The organism is Arthrobacter sp. TJ-170 (genome assembly GCF_058269305.1).
Genome location: NZ_JBZCNL010000003.1, coordinates 146,628 through 163,556, shown reverse-complemented (window position 1 = coordinate 163,556; position 16,929 = coordinate 146,628). Strand labels below are relative to the sequence as shown.

Annotated in this window: 19 protein-coding genes; 12 read left to right on the top strand and 7 right to left on the bottom strand. The window is 62.9% G+C overall.

Annotation, left to right across the window (positions count from 1 at the left end; genetic code table 11):
- Positions 1-301 precede the first annotated feature (301 nt).
- The gene (locus tag AC4D1W_RS07705) at positions 302-823 is read right to left on the bottom strand and encodes a hypothetical protein (protein ID WP_490898338.1); all 522 of its coding nucleotides are present in this window, start codon (positions 821-823) and stop codon (positions 302-304) included.
- An 801-nt stretch (positions 824-1,624) separates the two neighbouring features.
- On the opposite strand from AC4D1W_RS07705, the gene AC4D1W_RS07700 reads away from it, so the two are divergent.
- The 11 genes from AC4D1W_RS07700 (at position 1,625) to AC4D1W_RS07650 (ending at position 8,528) form a co-directional block, all read left to right on the top strand.
- Complete coding sequence (locus AC4D1W_RS07700) at positions 1,625-2,059, top strand: hypothetical protein (RefSeq protein WP_490898337.1); 435 nt, start codon at positions 1,625-1,627, stop codon at positions 2,057-2,059.
- Between the two features lie 156 nt (positions 2,060-2,215).
- Positions 2,216-3,055 carry a hypothetical protein gene (locus AC4D1W_RS07695; protein ID WP_490898336.1) on the top strand — a complete coding sequence of 280 codons (840 nt, stop codon included), beginning with the start codon at positions 2,216-2,218 and terminating at the stop codon, positions 3,053-3,055.
- A gap of 290 nt (positions 3,056-3,345) precedes the next feature.
- Complete coding sequence (locus AC4D1W_RS07690; RefSeq protein WP_490898335.1) at positions 3,346-3,747, top strand: VOC family protein; 402 nt, start codon at positions 3,346-3,348, stop codon at positions 3,745-3,747.
- A complete protein-coding gene (locus AC4D1W_RS07685) occupies positions 3,744-4,148 on the top strand; it encodes a mycothiol transferase (protein WP_490898334.1) in 405 nt (134 codons plus the stop codon). The genes AC4D1W_RS07690 and AC4D1W_RS07685 overlap by 4 nt, the downstream gene beginning before the upstream one ends.
- Before the next feature lie 255 nt (positions 4,149-4,403).
- On the top strand, positions 4,404-4,760 hold the full coding sequence (locus AC4D1W_RS07680) for a YciI family protein (RefSeq protein ID WP_490898333.1): 357 nt from the start codon (positions 4,404-4,406) through the stop codon (positions 4,758-4,760).
- An 896-nt stretch (positions 4,761-5,656) separates the two neighbouring features.
- A complete protein-coding gene (locus tag AC4D1W_RS07675; protein ID WP_490898332.1) occupies positions 5,657-5,827 on the top strand; it encodes a hypothetical protein in 171 nt (56 codons plus the stop codon).
- A gap of 3 nt (positions 5,828-5,830) precedes the next feature.
- Positions 5,831-6,034, top strand: coding sequence for a hypothetical protein (locus AC4D1W_RS07670; RefSeq protein ID WP_490898331.1), 204 nt, complete (start codon positions 5,831-5,833; stop codon positions 6,032-6,034).
- A gap of 128 nt (positions 6,035-6,162) precedes the next feature.
- On the top strand, positions 6,163-6,888 hold the full coding sequence (locus AC4D1W_RS07665) for an ATP-binding cassette domain-containing protein (protein WP_490898330.1): 726 nt from the start codon (positions 6,163-6,165) through the stop codon (positions 6,886-6,888).
- A 232-nt stretch (positions 6,889-7,120) separates the two neighbouring features.
- Positions 7,121-7,351 (top strand): hypothetical protein, encoded by a 231-nt coding sequence (locus AC4D1W_RS07660; RefSeq protein WP_490898329.1) that lies wholly within the window; start codon positions 7,121-7,123, stop codon positions 7,349-7,351.
- Positions 7,348-7,479 (top strand): hypothetical protein, encoded by a 132-nt coding sequence (locus AC4D1W_RS07655; protein ID WP_490898328.1) that lies wholly within the window; start codon positions 7,348-7,350, stop codon positions 7,477-7,479. The genes AC4D1W_RS07660 and AC4D1W_RS07655 overlap by 4 nt, the downstream gene beginning before the upstream one ends.
- Before the next feature lie 758 nt (positions 7,480-8,237).
- A complete protein-coding gene (locus AC4D1W_RS07650; RefSeq protein WP_490898327.1) occupies positions 8,238-8,528 on the top strand; it encodes a hypothetical protein in 291 nt (96 codons plus the stop codon).
- On the opposite strand, the gene AC4D1W_RS07645 is transcribed toward AC4D1W_RS07650, so the two are convergent.
- The 3 genes from AC4D1W_RS07645 to AC4D1W_RS07635 all read right to left on the bottom strand — a co-directional run bounded on the left by AC4D1W_RS07645 (position 8,515) and on the right by AC4D1W_RS07635 (position 12,101).
- Positions 8,515-9,774, bottom strand: a complete 1,260-nt coding sequence (locus AC4D1W_RS07645; RefSeq protein ID WP_490898326.1) for a D-arabinono-1,4-lactone oxidase — start codon at positions 9,772-9,774, stop codon at positions 8,515-8,517. The genes AC4D1W_RS07650 and AC4D1W_RS07645 overlap by 14 nt on opposite strands.
- Before the next feature lie 84 nt (positions 9,775-9,858).
- Positions 9,859-11,373, bottom strand: coding sequence for an L-arabinose isomerase (gene araA / locus AC4D1W_RS07640; protein WP_490898325.1), 1,515 nt, complete (start codon positions 11,371-11,373; stop codon positions 9,859-9,861).
- Positions 11,370-12,101: an L-ribulose-5-phosphate 4-epimerase gene (locus AC4D1W_RS07635; RefSeq protein ID WP_490898324.1), complete on the bottom strand. Its 732-nt coding sequence runs from the start codon at positions 12,099-12,101 to the stop codon at positions 11,370-11,372. Before AC4D1W_RS07635 ends, araA begins: the two co-directional genes overlap by 4 nt.
- Before the next feature lie 292 nt (positions 12,102-12,393).
- On the opposite strand from AC4D1W_RS07635, the gene AC4D1W_RS07630 reads away from it, so the two are divergent.
- Positions 12,394-14,019, top strand: coding sequence for a xylulokinase (locus AC4D1W_RS07630; RefSeq protein ID WP_490898323.1), 1,626 nt, complete (start codon positions 12,394-12,396; stop codon positions 14,017-14,019).
- A 39-nt stretch (positions 14,020-14,058) separates the two neighbouring features.
- On the opposite strand, the gene AC4D1W_RS07625 is transcribed toward AC4D1W_RS07630, so the two are convergent.
- The 3 genes from AC4D1W_RS07625 to AC4D1W_RS07615 all read right to left on the bottom strand — a co-directional run bounded on the left by AC4D1W_RS07625 (position 14,059) and on the right by AC4D1W_RS07615 (position 16,870).
- A complete protein-coding gene (locus AC4D1W_RS07625; protein WP_490898322.1) occupies positions 14,059-15,114 on the bottom strand; it encodes a LacI family DNA-binding transcriptional regulator in 1,056 nt (351 codons plus the stop codon).
- Positions 15,115-15,179: 65 nt separating this feature from the next.
- Positions 15,180-16,214: an FAD-dependent monooxygenase gene (locus AC4D1W_RS07620; RefSeq protein WP_490898321.1), complete on the bottom strand. Its 1,035-nt coding sequence runs from the start codon at positions 16,212-16,214 to the stop codon at positions 15,180-15,182.
- Entirely contained in the window at positions 16,211-16,870 is a 660-nt protein-coding gene (locus AC4D1W_RS07615) for a cyclodeaminase/cyclohydrolase family protein (RefSeq protein ID WP_490898320.1), read from the bottom strand. The genes AC4D1W_RS07620 and AC4D1W_RS07615 overlap by 4 nt, the downstream gene beginning before the upstream one ends.
- Between the last annotated feature and the right edge of the window lie 59 nt (positions 16,871-16,929).

Genomic DNA, 16,929 nt, shown 5'->3' with positions numbered 1-16,929 from the left:
TTTTTGGCGTTGGGTTCGTAATTTGCGCAACGCTATTCACATCGCTGATGTCCCGGTACTTCTGGGTCGAAGATTCAGGAGTTAAGGAGGGGACCGCCACATTCGATTACCTGGTGAGCGTGACTCCCAGCGAGCAAGGTTTGTTTGCATTCGCGGGCCTACTGATCATCATGGGCGCCGTTACTTTGATCTGGCGACCTTCAGGACCTAGCCATTGGCGCGCAGCACAGGACTAGATTAGTTCGGTTGCGCGCCGCTCTGACGATCAGTGTCCCAAACGCTGAAAGATCGGGAAGGCGTGTCATGTGTTGCATCGGGCGTTGTCATTCAGAGCATCCGGCTCTCGTGTGCTTCGTGCGGATCGAATAACTCGATGCGTGAAAAATGCTGCCGCTCCGCCAGCGATCGTGCCGGCACTCGCCCCTACGACGACAGACATGATGACTGGAAACCGCATGGCTAACAGCGCCAGCACGAACCAACCCATCGTTGTTACAGCAGCCCCGATAGCGGCGGTGCCCGGCCGCGGCTGCTCCCTCGAAGTCGACATCAGCGCCTCAAGCCACAGTGCAGCCAAAGATCCAAGGCTGGCCAACGCACCGGCTATGGCCCCGATGATGAATCCGACTAGCCCGAAGAACACAACCTGCCTGCCGTTCATGCCCCAAGAGGCAAACTGATCGGCGACGAACACCGCCTGAACAGCCGATATGCCAACTACCGCGGTTGTTAGAAGGGCACCAAGTGCCGCTCCTGACAGCACTCCTCGCACAAGAACGGGACGCACAATAACCGCAACAGATTGCACCTCAACAGACCCCATGGGTGAGACAGTACCGTCAGCCAAGCCAGCCCAGACGCTACGGGCGGCGCAGGAACGAAATTGGCCTGATGTAGCTCGTGGTTGACCACAAGTAGCGAATGCGGGCCGCAGCACGGTCGTGATAAGCGGATCCCTATGAGGGATCCGGCCCTGGAGACGTTCTACCGGTGCCTTAGATGCCTTTTTACGCCGGGCTTACACTCCCGAATTCCACTTCTACCGCGCACCCGATTGCCTCCGAATAGTCGCGTTCCAGGCTATCGATGTCAGCTAGAGCTTTAAGGGACTCATCTAGCATCAGCCGAAGACTTGAACCATCAGGTGCGACCGAGACTACGTTGACCGCTGGGTCGGAGGTCAACAATTCACCTCCCTTCGCTCTTAGCTCTCCTGGTGAGCACGCGGTAGCTTCGACGTTGATATCTACATCGGGGAAGCGGGCTAGGAGGTTCTGCAATTGGGAGTCGACAGGACCATCCCAGTGAAGGACAATCCTCTGCCCGTTGAGGACTTCCACTGAGGCGAATCGAGGGTCACCATCCAGGGCCTTGCTCAGTTCACTGGCCGCGTGAGCGACCTGGCCATCAGCCGGGGTGCCTTCCAACCGTTCCGACGATCGTGGGGCCTCCGCCGGTGGGTCAGGCGGGCTGGAACCGGCCACCGCACACGCGCTGACACTCAGCACAAGGATCATCAGCAGTACACGCCAAAGCTTCACTCGGCACCCCCGGTGGATTGCCATCAAGACTGTGCTCTTAGGCTAGCCGCCGTCGCGTCTGAAGGGGTGCCTATTCTACGGGGATGGAAGCAAACGAGCCGTGGGCCGACTACAGTCGTGACCGCCTCCCACGTGGATGGTCCTATCCGCTTGGACAAGAAGACTTTCTGGTGGCACTTCGGCGCCAGAATATGAAGGTGCGAACGCTGTCATTGAGCTGGCTCGACACGAAACCGACAGAACCGTTGTATCTGCTGACGGCTGATTGGTTCGCCGATGCTCGAGCCAATTACTTCGGGATCGAGGAGCGGGCCTCTAAGCCGCTTCGCATAATTCATCATGCAGCGCCCTCTCCGTTGCGCCAAGAGGTGCGGGATGCGCTAACGAACGGGCATTTGCAAACGATGATGGAGTGGCTCCGAATAGCGACAGTTCAGGGAAACGCCTGGACGGCAAGTGATCACCATTGGCACCTCACTCGCACTGTGGACGGCAACATCGCAGTGGACGAGGCCTAATCCACCGCTCGTGCGGTGGGGGATCGGCGCGCTCTGGGGAATCGTTACTCGCGTTTGAACCGCCGTTACGGAATTGATGCTGGCCGATTGCCCGCCACAGCGTGCTGAACCTGAATAATCGGTTGTGTCTCTGTACCGATTCCGGGGGAATTCTCAATGAAGCTACTATCCAAACTCAGCATGGGCTTGCTCTCTGCCCTTGTTCTTTCCACGTTCTTCACCGCGCTCCCGGCTCAGGCCCAGCCGACGCCTCCCGCAACCAGCCCGTCCATTCACGAAGGTGCCCTGGTGGCATTCGACCCCGACGGCAGGCTGTGGGTCTACAGCGGTGATGCAAGGATCCCCGACGCGGGCATAGTGAGTAGAGCGCAGATCGGTCATGGCTGGACTGTCATGAGGGACATCAAGATCGCCGACTGGAACCAGGACGGAATCCAGGACATCATCGCCGTGGGCAAGAACGGCAACTTGTACGTCTATTACGGCAAACCGGCGGGCGGTTTCAACCGTGTCACCATCGGAACGGGATGGGGTTCCTACGACATCTCGGTCGACAAGTGGAAGAAGTCGGATCTGTACCCATCCATCATCGCCGCGAACCTGAATACCGGGAAGCTGTACAACTACCCGAATCTGTCCGGCACCACATTGTCTCCCAGAGTCGTCGAAGGCCGCGGATGGGGGCCTTCAATCACCCACCACCTCGTTGACTGGGACGCTGACGGTGGACTGGATGTTCTTGGCCAGGGAACGCCAACAGGAAACATGGTCCTGTACCGGACAGATGGTAACGGCAACTTCATCAACGAGCCCAGACTGGTGGTGGGCAGGGGCTGGGGATCGATGAACGAGGTCGAGTCGGCACCCACTTATCCCGGCCTGCTGGCCCGAACCACCAACGGAGATCTCTACTACTACGCGGCTTTCCGGGGCCGCTGGCTCGAGCGTCAACAAATTGGAACCGGCTGGAATGGCTACACCATAGCCGGATACTGATTCCTCCGAGAACCTCCGAGGACGCGTTCTGCGCGGCCAGCGTCGGCGGGAGTATCCACACGAGGGTCCCTCATCTGTCCGTTGAGGGATCTCCTTACCACCGTACAAGGCTGTATCTAAGGTCATGATTCCAAAAGCTCAGGAGGGCAATCGATAGGCGGAGCCCGCCCAAAGGTCGGTTCTTGTGTCGATGCCGGGCTCAGCGATGATTTCGGTGAAGTATTACCGTCTATCAAGCATTGAACGAATATCTGGACGAACAGACATCACAGGCGTCAGGAGTGCTCACCATGGCCGCACCTCTCATCTACATCAGCTTCCCCGGAACCGCCCGCGAAGCTCTGCACTTCTACGCAGATATCTTTGGGGGCGAGCTGGCCCTGCATTCCTACGAGGACTTCGGTAGGACCGATGGCCCGTCGAGCGCTGTCGCCCATGGCGTCCTTGACGGCGTCGTTAGCTTGGCAGGATCAGACACGCCGGAGGGAGAGAGATCGGTCCGGTGTGAAGGTCTCATGCTGTCGCTGCTGGGAACGGCTGAACCTGCGGTTCTTCATCAGTGGTTTGACAGGCTTTCAGTCGGTGGGGCGATAAGCGATCCTCTAGCCCCGAAGCCTTGGGGTGCCTCCGATGGCCAGGTTACTGACCGTCACGGCCTTCGCTGGCTCATCGGATATGAGCATGAGGCGTGAGCGACGCCCCTTTGCTTACCCAGCTCGTGAATGAGCGCGCCCACGTGCTCCAAGCCGTGGATGGGCTCGCTGAGAGCGAAATGAATCGAGTGATAGTCCCATCAGCTTGGACGATCACGCGATTGCTCAACCACCTCGCATTCGATGATGAGATGTTCTGGGTTTCCGCCGTTCTTGGCGGCGACCCCGAAGCGATAACGGACCTACACAACGGCTGGGCGTCCAAGCCGATGACGGGCATGGAAGCCATCAGCAGCTACAAGCGTGAAATCGCCCGGAGCAACGAAGTCCTTGCCAGGGTCGACCTCGATTCACCTCCCCGCTGGTGGCCGCAAGCGACGGAGTTCGACCCACCACCAATGTCCGACGCGCACGCGAAGTGGTATTTCGCGTGCTTGTAGAGCATTCGTCCACGCCGGCCACCTCGACATTGTGCGCGAACTGCTTGACGGGCACCAGCACCTCATCGTGGAATGATCCAACACTCCTGCGTCTCCATCGGGCACCGTATTCGGGGCCCACGGAAATCAGAGAAGCCCGCGAGGGGGTAGGGAGGAACAGCCCGTGTGAGGGCAGAAATGACGTCTCGGGGGGACTGCTCACGGACTTACAGCTCCCGGCCTGCTCCACCAACCAACCCATCGAAGGGAAGACCGATGCCCCAGTTCGCCATCCTTATTTACGCCGACGAGTCCCTCCATGCCGTGGACGCGGCTGAGGCTGAACTCGAACAGAATGACCAACACGCGCGAGACCTTCAAGACTCGGGCGCGATGTCCCTGGCCTATGCCCTCACACCTCGGGCTGCTGCAGTGTCTATTCGTCGAGACAGCATAACGGCTGGACCCTTCGTGCAAGCCGAGCAGTTCGTGGCAGGTTTTTACGTTTTGGAAGCTCCTGACCTGGACGCCGCCATGGAAATCGCGCGTCTGAACCCCGCAGTCCGCACGAACACTGGCGGCGTCGAGATTCGTCCGGTTCATAGCGGAGGCATCACTACTTCGGCCAAGTAAACGATACACGGGAGAGGATCCGTAGGGAGCTGCCTCCTGCCCACCTGTGCACGGCACAAGCTCCCCTCGCTTCGCTGCTTGTCGCGCACACACATGGACAGCAGGAACCAGCCTGACCGCCTGCACACACCCACCACGTCACCAACACTGGGAATCTCACCTCGAGCGAGCGGTGGCCGTGCACAGCCTAATTCCAGCGCGATGATGGGTCCATGAAGAGCGTGCCAGTCAAACCCGGAACACGGTTCTCCCTGACGATCGCCTCCATGAGCCAAAGTGGGACGGCTATTCCACTGCACCATGCGTGCCAAGGACCCCGGTGAGTGCCGATAACGGCCCATACGTCAGGCCACCAATTCCGGTGGGCTGGCGTAGAACAGCTCCGCAGGCTCGTCATGTTCTGGCTCGGTGGTCAGGGCGGGTTCGTTGGCTTCGAAATCGCTGCTGAAGTCCCTCATGAGTACTCGTTATTGCCAGTACGCGATGTTGGTTCAGCTGGACCGCGTTGCACCGAACCGCAGGATACGAAGGAGCCTTTTGAGTTTTCTGCGTGTGGATCGTTCATTCAAGGAACGGTTTCAATCAACGTGGCCGGTGCACCGGTCTAAATGCGGCTCAATGCTTCAGCGTCGCCTGCCTGGGCAGCGCCCAGCAGGTTGTCCGTCAGCGTGGAACCCCACTTTCACCTTTCGATCAGGGGGTGCGGCTACTCGCCGCGACGTCCTTACTGGGGGGCGGAGTGGCGCAGCCCCACATGTACGTAATTGACGGCGCACCCAGAGGGGTCACGCACCTTTTCAAACTTTCTGGGACCGTTTCGAACTGTGGCAGAAAATTAGCGGGAGCGGTCTTTCCTGCCACTGTTGCGCGCTGAAGGCGAAGAGGACGATCAAGGTATGGAAATCGTCGTCGTACTGGTTCTGCTAGCCGCTCTCACAGCGGCCGTCCTCCGCGCCGTCCATGCCGACGGCAGGGGGAACACTCCCCCGGTCCTTTCCCACCGGGGCTGGGGAGATGCCGCGCTGCCGAGCCGCTCCTACTCCAATTCCACGCCGGAGGGTGTGTAAGTAATGGATCTGCTCATCATTTTCGGTGTGACTCTCGCACTGTTCGCCCATATCGGTCGCAGCTCGGTTCCGGCGTCAGAGCGTCTGCCGCTCTCCTCCTGGCGGCTCTCTGATGTGGTGCGGAACGCCTGGCTCGGCCTGGTCGTGTGCTCTCTGCAGACGCCTCTGGACCGCACGCTGGAGGAGATGTTCCGCGAGTACCACTGACCGATGCGGGCGCAACATAACGTCAAACAAGGTATCCCGTGACAGTATCCTTCGCCGCGCGGGCTAGGTTAGGGGTTATCACTGGCGGGCACAGGGGTGCCCGGACACCTGGATGCTACGGAGTACCGATGAGTCCCAGCCCGGTTCCACCCCATCACACGGCAGTAAAACGCGCTTCGACGCCGCTGCCCGTCTCCTTCGTGAAGCTGCACGCCGAGGGCGTGCGCAATGTCAGTCTCGATATTCGCGCCGGCGAGGTGCTCGCGTTTGTGGGCAACGAGAACGACGCCGCATCTCGCCTCCTCCGCGCGGCTGCCGGCCTCGATCACCCGCAGTCCGGATCGGTACTGGTGGGCGGAGAGCCTGTCCGGCGCACGGACGACCGCTGTTCCTGGACTCCCCGGGATGCCGACCTTCAGCTGAACCACTCGCTCCAGGCAAACCTCGCGTTGGGCCTTCGCAAGAGTTCAAGCGCCAGCGAGGGCAAGGCGAAAATCGCCGAGCTTCTGGACCTTGCCGGCCTGCACAGGTTCGCGAAGCTGTTGCCGACGGAAGTCACCGCCGAGATAGTGCGGCGGGCCGCTTTGGCTCGCGCCCTCGCGGGCGGGCCCGGCGTGATGCTCCTCGACCACCCGTTCGCCGCCGTCGAAGGCGCAGCCCGGAACGTGCTGTACAACGTGCTGCAAACCCTCCACCGGGCGCTCCCCACCACCGTTCTCCTGGCAACGAACAGTATGGAAGAGGCGGTCCGCCTCGCTGACCGGGTGGTGGTGCTGGGCCGGACAGCGGCCGAGGACGTCACCGGCGCACTCTCCATCCGCGAGATCCTGGAGGGGCAGCGCAAGCAGCGCTGACCCGTCCGGCTCGGGTTCAGGGCCTCGCTCCGCGATAGCATTTCGGCCTCCTGGTGGCATCCCGGCCGATATCCGTTGGCCCAAGCGCTATCCGCGAGCGAGGGCTGTGGAAAGTCAAAACCGCAACAGGCAGGTGCTCGGTACTCTCGTCAACGAGAGAACGGACGGGCATGGCTGAGAACGGCGCTAACTATGGAGCAGACACCGGAAAACCCGGGGGTCGGGTTTCTGGATGATGAGAAGGCTGCTTGGACTGATTGCACCAGTCATCGTCCTCGCGCTTGCAGCCCTGATCTACCTAATGTTCGCCTCCGTTCCAGCAGACGAGGGCTGGATGATCGACGTCGTCATCGTGTATGGGGCCGCGCTGCTATGCCCGATGGGACTGGTGGCTTTGGCTGGTTATCTCTGCGCTTATTCGACCCGCGGCAGTCCAGCGCCACGACCGGGAAGGTCTCATTGATCATCAATCTCCTGCTAACTGCAGTCCTGATCATCCCGGCGATTTCCATGCTTTCCTTCTTCCTCGACTCTGCGCCCACCATCATTCCGGAGCTTTTCGCATGGACGGGAGCCCGGTTGCGCGGCTGATACTGAATTTGACCGGGATACATCTTCGAGCCTTTTGTGTAAACTAGTAAGCACACTTACGGTCGGGTGGCTCGTATTCAACGCGCCGACGCCTGGAACGTGGAGCTGTGTAGCGCCCGTCGCCCGTGCAGCGTTGGGAGATATCTGTGCAGAGCACTAACAACTGGTTCAAATACACCGCAGGGGCGGCGCTCTTCATCGGAGCAACGTTCGCCGCCGCTCCGGTCGCCCATGCCGAACACAGGCCTGGCGATGCTCCTGCCGCCCCGTCGAGCCCTGCCCCGGAGCCCATTGACCCGACCTTGGATCCGGAGGAACCAGCAGGTCCGGAGGAACCAGCGGACCCGGATGCACCGGAGGAACCAGCAGACCCGGATGCACCGGAGGAGCCAGCAGATCCGAACGGACCGCAGGAACCAGTGGATCCCCCCACAGGGCCTAGCAATAACCCGTCCCCGGAGTGGGAAGGCCCGCTTGATCCGGATCTCGATGAGCCCGACCCGGCACCGCCAACGACTGCTCCGCCAACAACTGCTCCTCCAGAAGTGGTAACTCCTGCACCTGAGCCGGAACCGACGGAGGAACCCGCACCAGCGCCTGCGCCCGTCGAGCCGCCAGCGCCCGCGCCCGTCGAGCCGCCACCGCCACCCGCACCGGCGCCACCGCCACCGCCGGCTCAACCGGCCCCGGCCCCGGCTCCCCAGCAGTTGGTTCTTCCCCCTCCGCCCGCCCCGGTGTTTCCGCCGCCGTTGGAGTTTGTGCCGCTTGAACCTGTTCCGGAACCCGTTGCGGAAGAAACCGAAGAACCCGAAAAGGAGATCGCACCGTTTGCGATGCCTCCGTATGCCTGGGCGCCGATGTATCAGGCTCCTACGCCCTCTGATACACCGGCTCCGATCACACCAGCCGCCGGAAGCGAGGAACCGGCCTCCGAAGCAACCGGCTTCCCGCTGCTGCCCGGTATCAGCGCCGCGCTGCTCCTGCTGGCCGCGGGCGTGGTTATTGTCGGGAAGCGTTCGCAGGGCCCCAGGGGTTTCAGCGCCCCATAACGGCTTCGGTGAACGGGTTGGTGAAGACACCTTCGGGATCGAGCCGCTTCGCCAGGATCCGGAAGTCCTCCAGCCGCGGATAGAGCCGGTCAAGATCGTGGGCGCCGGCAGTGAACAGCTTGCCCCAGTGCGGCCTTGCCGAGTACGGCTCCAGCGCTGCCTCAAGAGTCGGCAGGAACGCTTCGACGGCGGGTTGATCCTGGATCCAGGTGAAATGCAGGCCGACGGCGTCGGTTCCGTAGCTTGAGCTCAGCCACAGCTCATCGGCGGCAACCGTTCGGATTTCGTTGACCTGCAGGAGAGGCGCGATTTCGGCGCTGAGCTCCCTGACCGCGCGGATGGCGGCTACAGCATGCTCGCGGGGAACAAGGTACTCCGACTGGAGCTCCACACCGTTGCTGGGGGTGAAGTCGAGCTTGAAGTGGGGCAGCCGGTTGTACCAGGGGCCCGCCGCACCCAGCTGGGGAGTGCATCCGATGGCCGGCAGCCCGGGCAGAGGGTGTCGCTCATCCTCCGCGGGAAGCGCACCAAACAGAGTCGCCGCCAGCGGCGCATCTCGGTCCGGCCGACGCTTCACCCACACCGAGTCGGCCACGTCCGGATCGCGCCACGTAATGAAGACACTGACGCTGTACGCGGCGCCGGTCACGCCGTCGAAATTCTGCACCAAATTTTCCAGCGGCAGTTTTTCAAAAACGGTTTGCTCTACCTCGAAGGCCGGCTCAATCTCCAGATCGAGGCTCGTGACGATACCCAGTGCGCCAAGGTTGATTACCGCGCCCTCATAGTCGGGGTCTCCGGCTTCGAACCGCATCAGGTCACCGCTGCCGGTCACCAATTCCAACCCGACGACGGCTGCCGCCAGGCTGCGGTTCCGGTTGCCGGAGCCGTGGGTCCCCGTTGCCACGGCCCCTCCCACCGAGATGTGCGGCAGCGAGGCGAGGTTCGCCAGCGCTAACCCTTCCCTCTCGAGCTCACCGGCCAACTCGCCGTAGCGGATTCCGGCGCCTACGGTCACGGTGGAGCGGTCCGGGTTGATCGTTACCGGGCCGGACAGCGCCGCCGTCGACAGCAACTCGGCGGTCCCGTCAGCGATGTCGTTGAAGGAGTGGCGCGATCCCAGTGCACGGATTGACGTTGACGCGGCAACAATCCGGCGCACCTCGTCCACTGTGGCGGGGTGATGCAGGGTTGAAGCGCTGTAGGCCAGGTTGCCCGCCCAGTTGGTGCCGACGTCGTTCGTCATCAGTTTCTCCTACACGTGAGTTGGCAGGACACACCCCTAATGCACGGGGATAAGGGGCGTGCCCCTGCCGAATGAACTACAAGACTAAAGCTTCTGCGCCAGCCGGTAGTAGGCCGAGTTCCACCGCAGCTCGCGCTGGAACTCACGCAGCGTCGTCGTGCTGTCGATGCGGAGCAGTTCGGTGCCGGCAATGTCGGCGAAGTCCTCGAATACATCGAGGCCGACGGCGGTGCTCATTACGGTATGGTGCGCAGCCCCGGCACTCAGCCAGGCAGCAGCCGACGTCGCCAGGTCCGGCTGCGGCTTCCAGACGGCGCGTGCCACCGGCAGGTTCGGCAGAGGTGCGTCCGGCGGGACCACCTCGACGGCGTTGGCCGTGAGACGGAAGCGGTCCCGCATGTCGGACATGGCAACTACGACGGCGTCGCCTGAGTCCGTATCGAACACCAGGCGCACCGGGTCCTCCTTGCCGCCGATGCCCAGGGGGTGCACCTCAAGGGTGGGCTTTGACGTGGTGAGGGTGGGGCAGATCTCCAGCATGTGCGCGCCCAGGATCTTCTCCTCCCCAGGCACCAGGTGGTACGTGTAGTCCTCCATCAGCGATGCGCCGCCCGGCAGTCCGGCGCCCATCACCTTGGCTGCGCGGACCAGGACGGCTGTCTTCCAGTCGCCTTCGGCGCCGAAGCCGTAGCCTGCGGCCATCAGGCGCTGAACTGCCAACCCGGGAAGCTGGCGCAGTCCGCCGAGGTCCTCAAACGTCGTCGTGAACGCACCGAAGGAACCGCCCTCGAGGAAGGACCTGAGCGCGAGCTCCTGCCGCGCTCCGTACCGGAGGGACTCGTGACGGTCGCCTCCGCGCCGCAGCTCAGGAACGACGTCGTACGTTGCCTCGTACTCTTCGACCAGCGCGTCGATGTCCGCGTCGGACTGCGCGTCCACCACCTCGACGAGCTCGTTGACACCCCAGGTATTGATGGAGACCCCGAAGCGCAGCTCGGCCTCGGTTTTATCGCCCTCGGTGACGGCGACGTTGCGCATGTTGTCGCCGAAACGGGCAACCTTGAGTTCATGGACGGCGGCCCAGCCGGCGGCCGCGCGGGACCAGGTAGCGATCTGTGCGGTCACAGCGGGGTTGGAGACGTGCCCGACGACGGTCTTCCGCGCCACCGAGAGCCGGGTCTGGATGTAGCCGAATTCGCGGTCACCGTGGGCAGCCTGGTTGAGGTTCATGAAGTCGAAATCGATGTCAGCCCAGGGCAGCTCGACGTTGATCTGCGTGTGCAGGTGAAGCAGCGGCTTGCGCAGCGTATCGAGCCCGGCAATCCACATCTTGGCGGGACTGAACGTGTGCATCCAGGCGATGACGCCAATCGTCTTGTCGCTGGCATTCGCCTCCAGGGCCATGCGGCGGATGGAAGCAGAGTCCTTCAGAGTCGGTTTCCACACCACCTTGACCGGCACATCGGACGCGCCGATCATCTTCACGATCTGCTGGGACTGCTCGGCCACCTGGCGGAGTGTTTCGTCACCGTAGAGGTCCTGGCTGCCGGTGAGGAACCAGATCTCGTACTGGTCGAGCGAGGTGTTCAGGGTAGTCATAGTGCGGCTCCGGTTCCTGCGGGCGTGGACTGCCCGTAAACGTTCTGATAGCGGTCAAAGAGGGATTCGATGTGGCGCTGCTCGATGGGCAGCGGGTCGCCGAGCTGACGGGAGATGTGGATGGTGCGGGCCACGTCCTCGAGCATGACGGCGGCTTTGACGGCGTCGCGCGCGTCCTTGCCGATGGTGAACGGTCCGTGGTTCTGCATCAGAACCGCCCGCGAGCGGTGGCCGGTCAGCGTGTCGACGATGCCGCGGCCGATCGAGTCATCACCAATGATCGCAAACGGGCCCACCGGGATTTCGCCGCCGAACTCGTCCGCCATGGCGGTGATCACGCACGGGATGGACTCACCGCGGGCAGCCCACGCCGTCGCGTAGGTGGAATGGGTGTGGACCACTCCCCCGACGCGGGGCATGTTGCGGTAGACGTACGCGTGGGCAGCGGTGTCGCTGGAGGGTGAGCGCTCAGAACCGGGTGTGCCTGCGATGACGTTGCCGTCGAGGTCGCACAGGATCTGGTTCTCCGGCGTCAGGTGGTCATAGTCCACACCGCTCGGCTTGATGACGAAGAGATCCATGCCGGGCACGCGTCCCGATACGTTTCCACCCGTCCAGACAACAAGGTTGTAGCGGACCAGCTCGCCATGGAGCGTGGCCACATCCCGGCGGACGGCGTTGATGGCGTCCAGTTCACGATCAGTGAAGGACTCAGTGGTGCTAGTCATGCGTTGACCATCGCTTTCGAGTAGGCGGCCCGGAGGAGTTCCTTGAATCGCTGCATCAGGTCTTTCTGGCTGCGGCGACGGTAGCTGCCGAATTTCACGGCGGCTATGCACTGGGAACTACCTAATGTGACCGTTCACACTATATGCTGGAGCTCACGTTTGATGTCAAGCATGGCAGGGTCGCGACACTTCCCATTGACGGATCGGTCAGAAAAACAGGCCAGTTCCAAAATGGCTAGGGCTTGGCCTTTCTCTTAGCAGCCGTGACCTCTTATCTAAGGAGACTTTGCTCATGACCGACCCCAAGGACGTTATTGCCGGCGGCCGTGCCTGCCTCGGAATCGAGCTCGGATCGACGCGCATCAAGGCGTGCCTGATTGGTGAGGACCCTTCGACGGTCCTGGCTGTAGGCAGTCATGACTGGGAGAACAAACTCGTCGACCGCCTTTGGACCTATTCGCTGGAAGCCGTCTGGACGGGCATTCAGGCCGCCTACGCGGATCTGGCCGCCGACGTCGAAGGCCGCTACGGCACACGCCTGGGCAGCCTGAGCGCGATAGGTGTCTCAGGGATGATGCATGGTTACCTGGCCTTCGACGACAGCGACGAACTCCTCGTTCCCTTCCGTACCTGGCGCAACACCAACACCGGGCCGGCGGCGGCCGAGCTCACCGAACTCTTCGGAGTCAATATCCCGCTGCGGTGGTCAGTTGCACACCTGCATCAGGCCCTACTGGACGGTGAACCGCATGTGTCGCAGATTCGCTCCATCACAACCCTTGCCGGCTATGTGCACCGTGAGCTGACCGGGCGCAAGGTCCTTGGTGTGGGGGATGCGTCCGGGATGTTCCCCATCGACTCCCGCACCAATGACTACGACGCCGAACTGCTGTCCCGCTATGACAACTTGGCAGCCCAAACTGCACCCGGCCTGAAGCTTTCCGAACTCCTCCCCGACGTACTGGTGGCGGGACAACCGGCAGGCGAGCTGACAGCTGAGGGAGCCGCCCTCCTTGACCCCACGGGCAGTCTCCAGCCCGGTGCCCTTCTGTGCCCCCCGGAGGGTGACGCCGGCACCGGGATGGTGGCAACTTGCTCGGTTGCCCCCCGCACCGGCAACGTCAGCGCCGGCACGAGCATCTTCGCGATGGTGGTACTCGAACGTCCGCTGGATCGGGTGCACCACGAACTGGATCTGGTGACAACTCCTTCCGGTGACCCGGTAGCGATGGTGCACTGCAACAATGGCGCCAGCGAGCTCGCCGCGTGGGTAGGGCTCTTCTCCCGCTTCGCTGCCGCCTCCGGAGCCGTGTCGGCGTCCGGTGCTGCTCTCGAGTCGGATGACGTCTTCAACACGCTCTTCCGTGAGGCACTCGAGGGCGCACCCAACGCCGGTGGCCTGCTCGCCTACAACCACCTCGCCGGGGAACCGATCGCCGAAATCGCTGAGGGCCGGCCCCTGTTCCTACGGACGCCGGACAGCGAATTCACGCTTGCCAATTTCATGCGCGCCCAACTCTATGGAGTTTTCGGTACCCTCGCCCTGGGTATGCGCGTGCTCAGCGGCGAGGGCGTTGAGCTGGACCAGATGTTTGCGCACGGTGGCATGTTCCGCACAGCCGGTGTGGCGCAGCGCTTCCTCTCGGGCGCTCTCGCCGCACCGGTTTCCGTCGCGGCGACGGCCTCCGAAGGCGGCCCTTGGGGGATCGCGGTGCTGGCTTCGTACGCCTCAGCCAACGTCGCCGGCAATGAGCTCAACCTGGACGCTTACCTGCGTAAAAACGTATTCGCCAGCGCCGAATTCGAAACGACCGAACCTCACGCGGCCGACGTCGCCGGCTTCGCAACCTACCTCGACCGCTACCACAGAGGCCTCCAGGTCGAACGCGCCGCGATCAGCGCCCTGCCGGTGGAATGATTTCGAATGATCCATCACCGTGCGCTTTCGCGAGGCGTTCTATCTGGGCCCTGCCGCTGACTGGCGGACTATAAGTTCGGGGACTACGGTTCGCGGCGCGTTCTCGACGGGCGCGCCCAACTGCACGAGCAGGTGGGCCACGCACCGCCGTCCCAGTTCCGGGAAGTCCTGGCGAACTGTGGTCAACGGCGGAGCGAAGTGGGCGGCGTCGGGCATGTCATCAAAGCCGACAATGCTGATGTCTTCGGGAACCCGCATGCCGCGCTCGCGGCATGCGTGCATGAACCCGAGCGCCATCTGGTCGTTTGAGGAGAAGACTGCGGTGGGCGGGTCCTTCGCGAGGAGCTCCTCGCCCATGCGGAAACCGCTGTCGGAAGTCCAGTCGCCTGTAACGATCCGCGACGCATTGAGTCCCCAGTCCGCCATCTCGGTGCGGAACCCGCGAATTCTCTCCTTCGATTCCACCCACCCGGCCGGCCCTGCGACATGTCCCACCTTCCGGTGGCCCAACTGCAGCAAGTGCCGGGTTGCGAGCCGCGCGCCGGCGACTTGGTCAACCGAAAGCCCGTGATCATCGGCGGGGGATGTCGAGTGGACCGTCACCATCGGGAGTTTGACCGACAGGTGCCCCAACTGGCGAAGGGTGGCTTCCTGTGGTGCAAGGATGATGAGCCCTTCAACCGCGTGATCGACCAGCCGCTCCAGGACCTCCTTGAAAGCCGCCTCATCGAGCGACGTCAGGGTAGCGGTGTCTACCAGGTAGCCTGCGCTGGCGGCTGCGGATTCGATTGCTGCCCGAGTAGAGGCAGGACCGAAGTAGGTGCCATTCGTGACCAGGACACCGATCATGCCGGAGCGGCTGGTGACCAGCGAGCGGGCTGCTCGGTTCGGGCGGAACTGCAGTGCCTCCATCGCCTCCAGCACCCGCTGCCGAGTGCTCTCACGCAGGCTCGGGTGCCCGTTGATGACGCGTGAAACGGTCTGGTGGGAGACGCCCGCCGCCTTGGCTACGTCGCGTATGTTGGCGGCGCGCTTGCGCGGAGCGGGCTGCAGGGACGGAGCCGCCGATGAAGTCGGCTCATTGTTTACGGTCACATGTCAAACGGTACTGGATGCGGGGAAGCTCTTGGGTACGGTTGCGCCCCCCGCGCTCAGCGGCTTCAGGTGCGCAACCTCAATGCCGTTAGCCCTCGCGTCGGCACCCTGTGGACGAGGGCATCGATTGCTGCGGATCCAGCGGCGACAAGTTGGGTGCGCGGGCGCCGGGACCTGTCGTAATCGGCCAGCGCGCTGTCCACCCCTTCGTGCAGTTCAAATTTTCCTGCCAGCACCAGCGCGTCGAGAATGGCTTCATTAGCACCCCGTCCGAGATCCGGCGTCATGGCGTGGGCAGCATCGCCGACAAGAACCGTCCTGCCGAGGTAATACCGAGGCAAACGCTTCGCCAGGTGGTGAATCTCGTGCCGCAGGAGGGATTCCCGGTCAATGCTCTCCACTGTGGAGGCTACGGGGCCGCACCAGTGTCCGAACAGTCGCTTCAGCTCTTCAAGAGCCGAGTGCGGCGATGCATCTTGTGCCGGCGCGAGGACCGCCGTTGCGTACCAGTTTGTTCCTCCGCCGGGGCGGCCGCTGACCCCGAAACGACGTCCCTGGCCCCAGTATTCGGTGAGTCCCGTCGTCGTCGTTCGTGCCGTGCCCCGCCACACCGTGGTTCCGGTAGCGACCGCGGCGTATCGGTGTCCGAACAATGCCTGGCGGAGGTTGCTGTTCACGCCATCGGCCGCTACGACAAGGTCTGCCTCCTCATACGCCAGCGGGAGATCACGCGCCGCCAACGGTTGTCCGAAGGCGAGCGCTTCCTCCGGCAGTGCGGCCCGGAGGAGGGCGACGAGCGCCGAACGGTTGATCAGCACGGAGGTTGTGGCGTGCTTGCGTGGTGTGAGCGGCACGGATCTGCGGGTGCGTATCTGCAGTTGGGTCAGCGGAACGGCTCTCTCCACAACTTCCTCGCCGAGGCCGACAGCTTCAAGTCCCTTGAGAGCCGCACGGTGCAGCACAACCGCAGTGCCTGAAGTCCTTAGCTCCGGCTGCTGCTCCAAAACCTTCACTGACCACTGTGAATGGCGCAGGGCAACAGCCGCGGAAAGACCCGCCACTCCGGCGCCTACAACGATCGCCTTCCGGCGTGCAGTCATACCGAGTCGGTCGGAGCAGCGCGGTCGTCGACGGCGGCCATGGCTGCGTCGATACGTTGGATCGCGGAGTCCAACCGTTCTACCGTTGCCCACAGGCCGGGCTGCTGTTCCCGGATCTCCTCCAGCGTGAGGCCGGAGGACCGCAGCGTGGCCAGGTCGAAGCTGACGTTGGTACGTGCGCCCGTCACAGCTGCCCTGAGGGCACCGAACGCAACAACGACGTCGGCAATCAGAGCGGGATTGCCATTGTGCGCGAGCCAGGACAAGTCATTGATGGCGTCGATGGCGTGGTCGCCGAGCGTTGCCGACGATCGGGCTGCACCAAGGGACGCTTCCCGTATTGCGTTGTCCCGCTCCTCGCCCGGTTCCAGGCGAAACGCCGCCCCGAACGCGCTCGAAGCAGAAGCGTCATCATCTGCCGAACCGAGCGCAACCTGCCGGAGCTTTTGCGCCCGCGTGAGAATTTCCTCCAGCTGAGCCTGCTGGTTATCCTCCCCGTCCGTGTAGCCGGCAACCATAGAGGTCAACGACGCCGCAATGGCGAGCATTACCCCTGCTCCGGCACCGCCGCCCGGCGAGCCCACGGACTCGGCCAGGGCACCCGTCCACTCCTCCACGGTCGATTCCTGAGTTGTGATTTCTTCTGAATCTGCCATGGAGCAAGTCTGTCCTACGCGGCGGTTGAACGGTACTTCAGCGCGGTGCCCCGCCGTCG

What these genes read in the sequence shown, in the direction of transcription:
- AC4D1W_RS07675 (WP_490898332.1), top strand. Translation starts at nt 5,657, where the DNA reads ATGGAAATCGTCGTCGTACTGGTTCTGCTAGCCGCTCTCACAGCGGCC.
- AC4D1W_RS07645 (WP_490898326.1), bottom strand. Translation starts at nt 9,774, where the DNA reads ATGACGAACGACGTCGGCACCAACTGGGCGGGCAACCTGGCCTACAGC.
- AC4D1W_RS07630 (WP_490898323.1), top strand. Translation starts at nt 12,394, where the DNA reads ATGACCGACCCCAAGGACGTTATTGCCGGCGGCCGTGCCTGCCTCGGA.
- araA (WP_490898325.1), bottom strand. Translation starts at nt 11,373, where the DNA reads ATGACTACCCTGAACACCTCGCTCGACCAGTACGAGATCTGGTTCCTC.
- AC4D1W_RS07615 (WP_490898320.1), bottom strand. Translation starts at nt 16,870, where the DNA reads ATGGCAGATTCAGAAGAAATCACAACTCAGGAATCGACCGTGGAGGAG.
- AC4D1W_RS07700 (WP_490898337.1), top strand. Translation starts at nt 1,625, where the DNA reads ATGGAAGCAAACGAGCCGTGGGCCGACTACAGTCGTGACCGCCTCCCA.
- AC4D1W_RS07695 (WP_490898336.1), top strand. Translation starts at nt 2,216, where the DNA reads ATGAAGCTACTATCCAAACTCAGCATGGGCTTGCTCTCTGCCCTTGTT.
- AC4D1W_RS07670 (WP_490898331.1), top strand. Translation starts at nt 5,831, where the DNA reads ATGGATCTGCTCATCATTTTCGGTGTGACTCTCGCACTGTTCGCCCAT.
- AC4D1W_RS07705 (WP_490898338.1), bottom strand. Translation starts at nt 823, where the DNA reads ATGGGGTCTGTTGAGGTGCAATCTGTTGCGGTTATTGTGCGTCCCGTT.
- AC4D1W_RS07665 (WP_490898330.1), top strand. Translation starts at nt 6,163, where the DNA reads ATGAGTCCCAGCCCGGTTCCACCCCATCACACGGCAGTAAAACGCGCT.
- AC4D1W_RS07690 (WP_490898335.1), top strand. Translation starts at nt 3,346, where the DNA reads ATGGCCGCACCTCTCATCTACATCAGCTTCCCCGGAACCGCCCGCGAA.
- AC4D1W_RS07620 (WP_490898321.1), bottom strand. Translation starts at nt 16,214, where the DNA reads ATGACTGCACGCCGGAAGGCGATCGTTGTAGGCGCCGGAGTGGCGGGT.
- AC4D1W_RS07660 (WP_490898329.1), top strand. Translation starts at nt 7,121, where the DNA reads ATGATGAGAAGGCTGCTTGGACTGATTGCACCAGTCATCGTCCTCGCG.
- AC4D1W_RS07635 (WP_490898324.1), bottom strand. Translation starts at nt 12,101, where the DNA reads ATGACTAGCACCACTGAGTCCTTCACTGATCGTGAACTGGACGCCATC.
- AC4D1W_RS07680 (WP_490898333.1), top strand. Translation starts at nt 4,404, where the DNA reads ATGCCCCAGTTCGCCATCCTTATTTACGCCGACGAGTCCCTCCATGCC.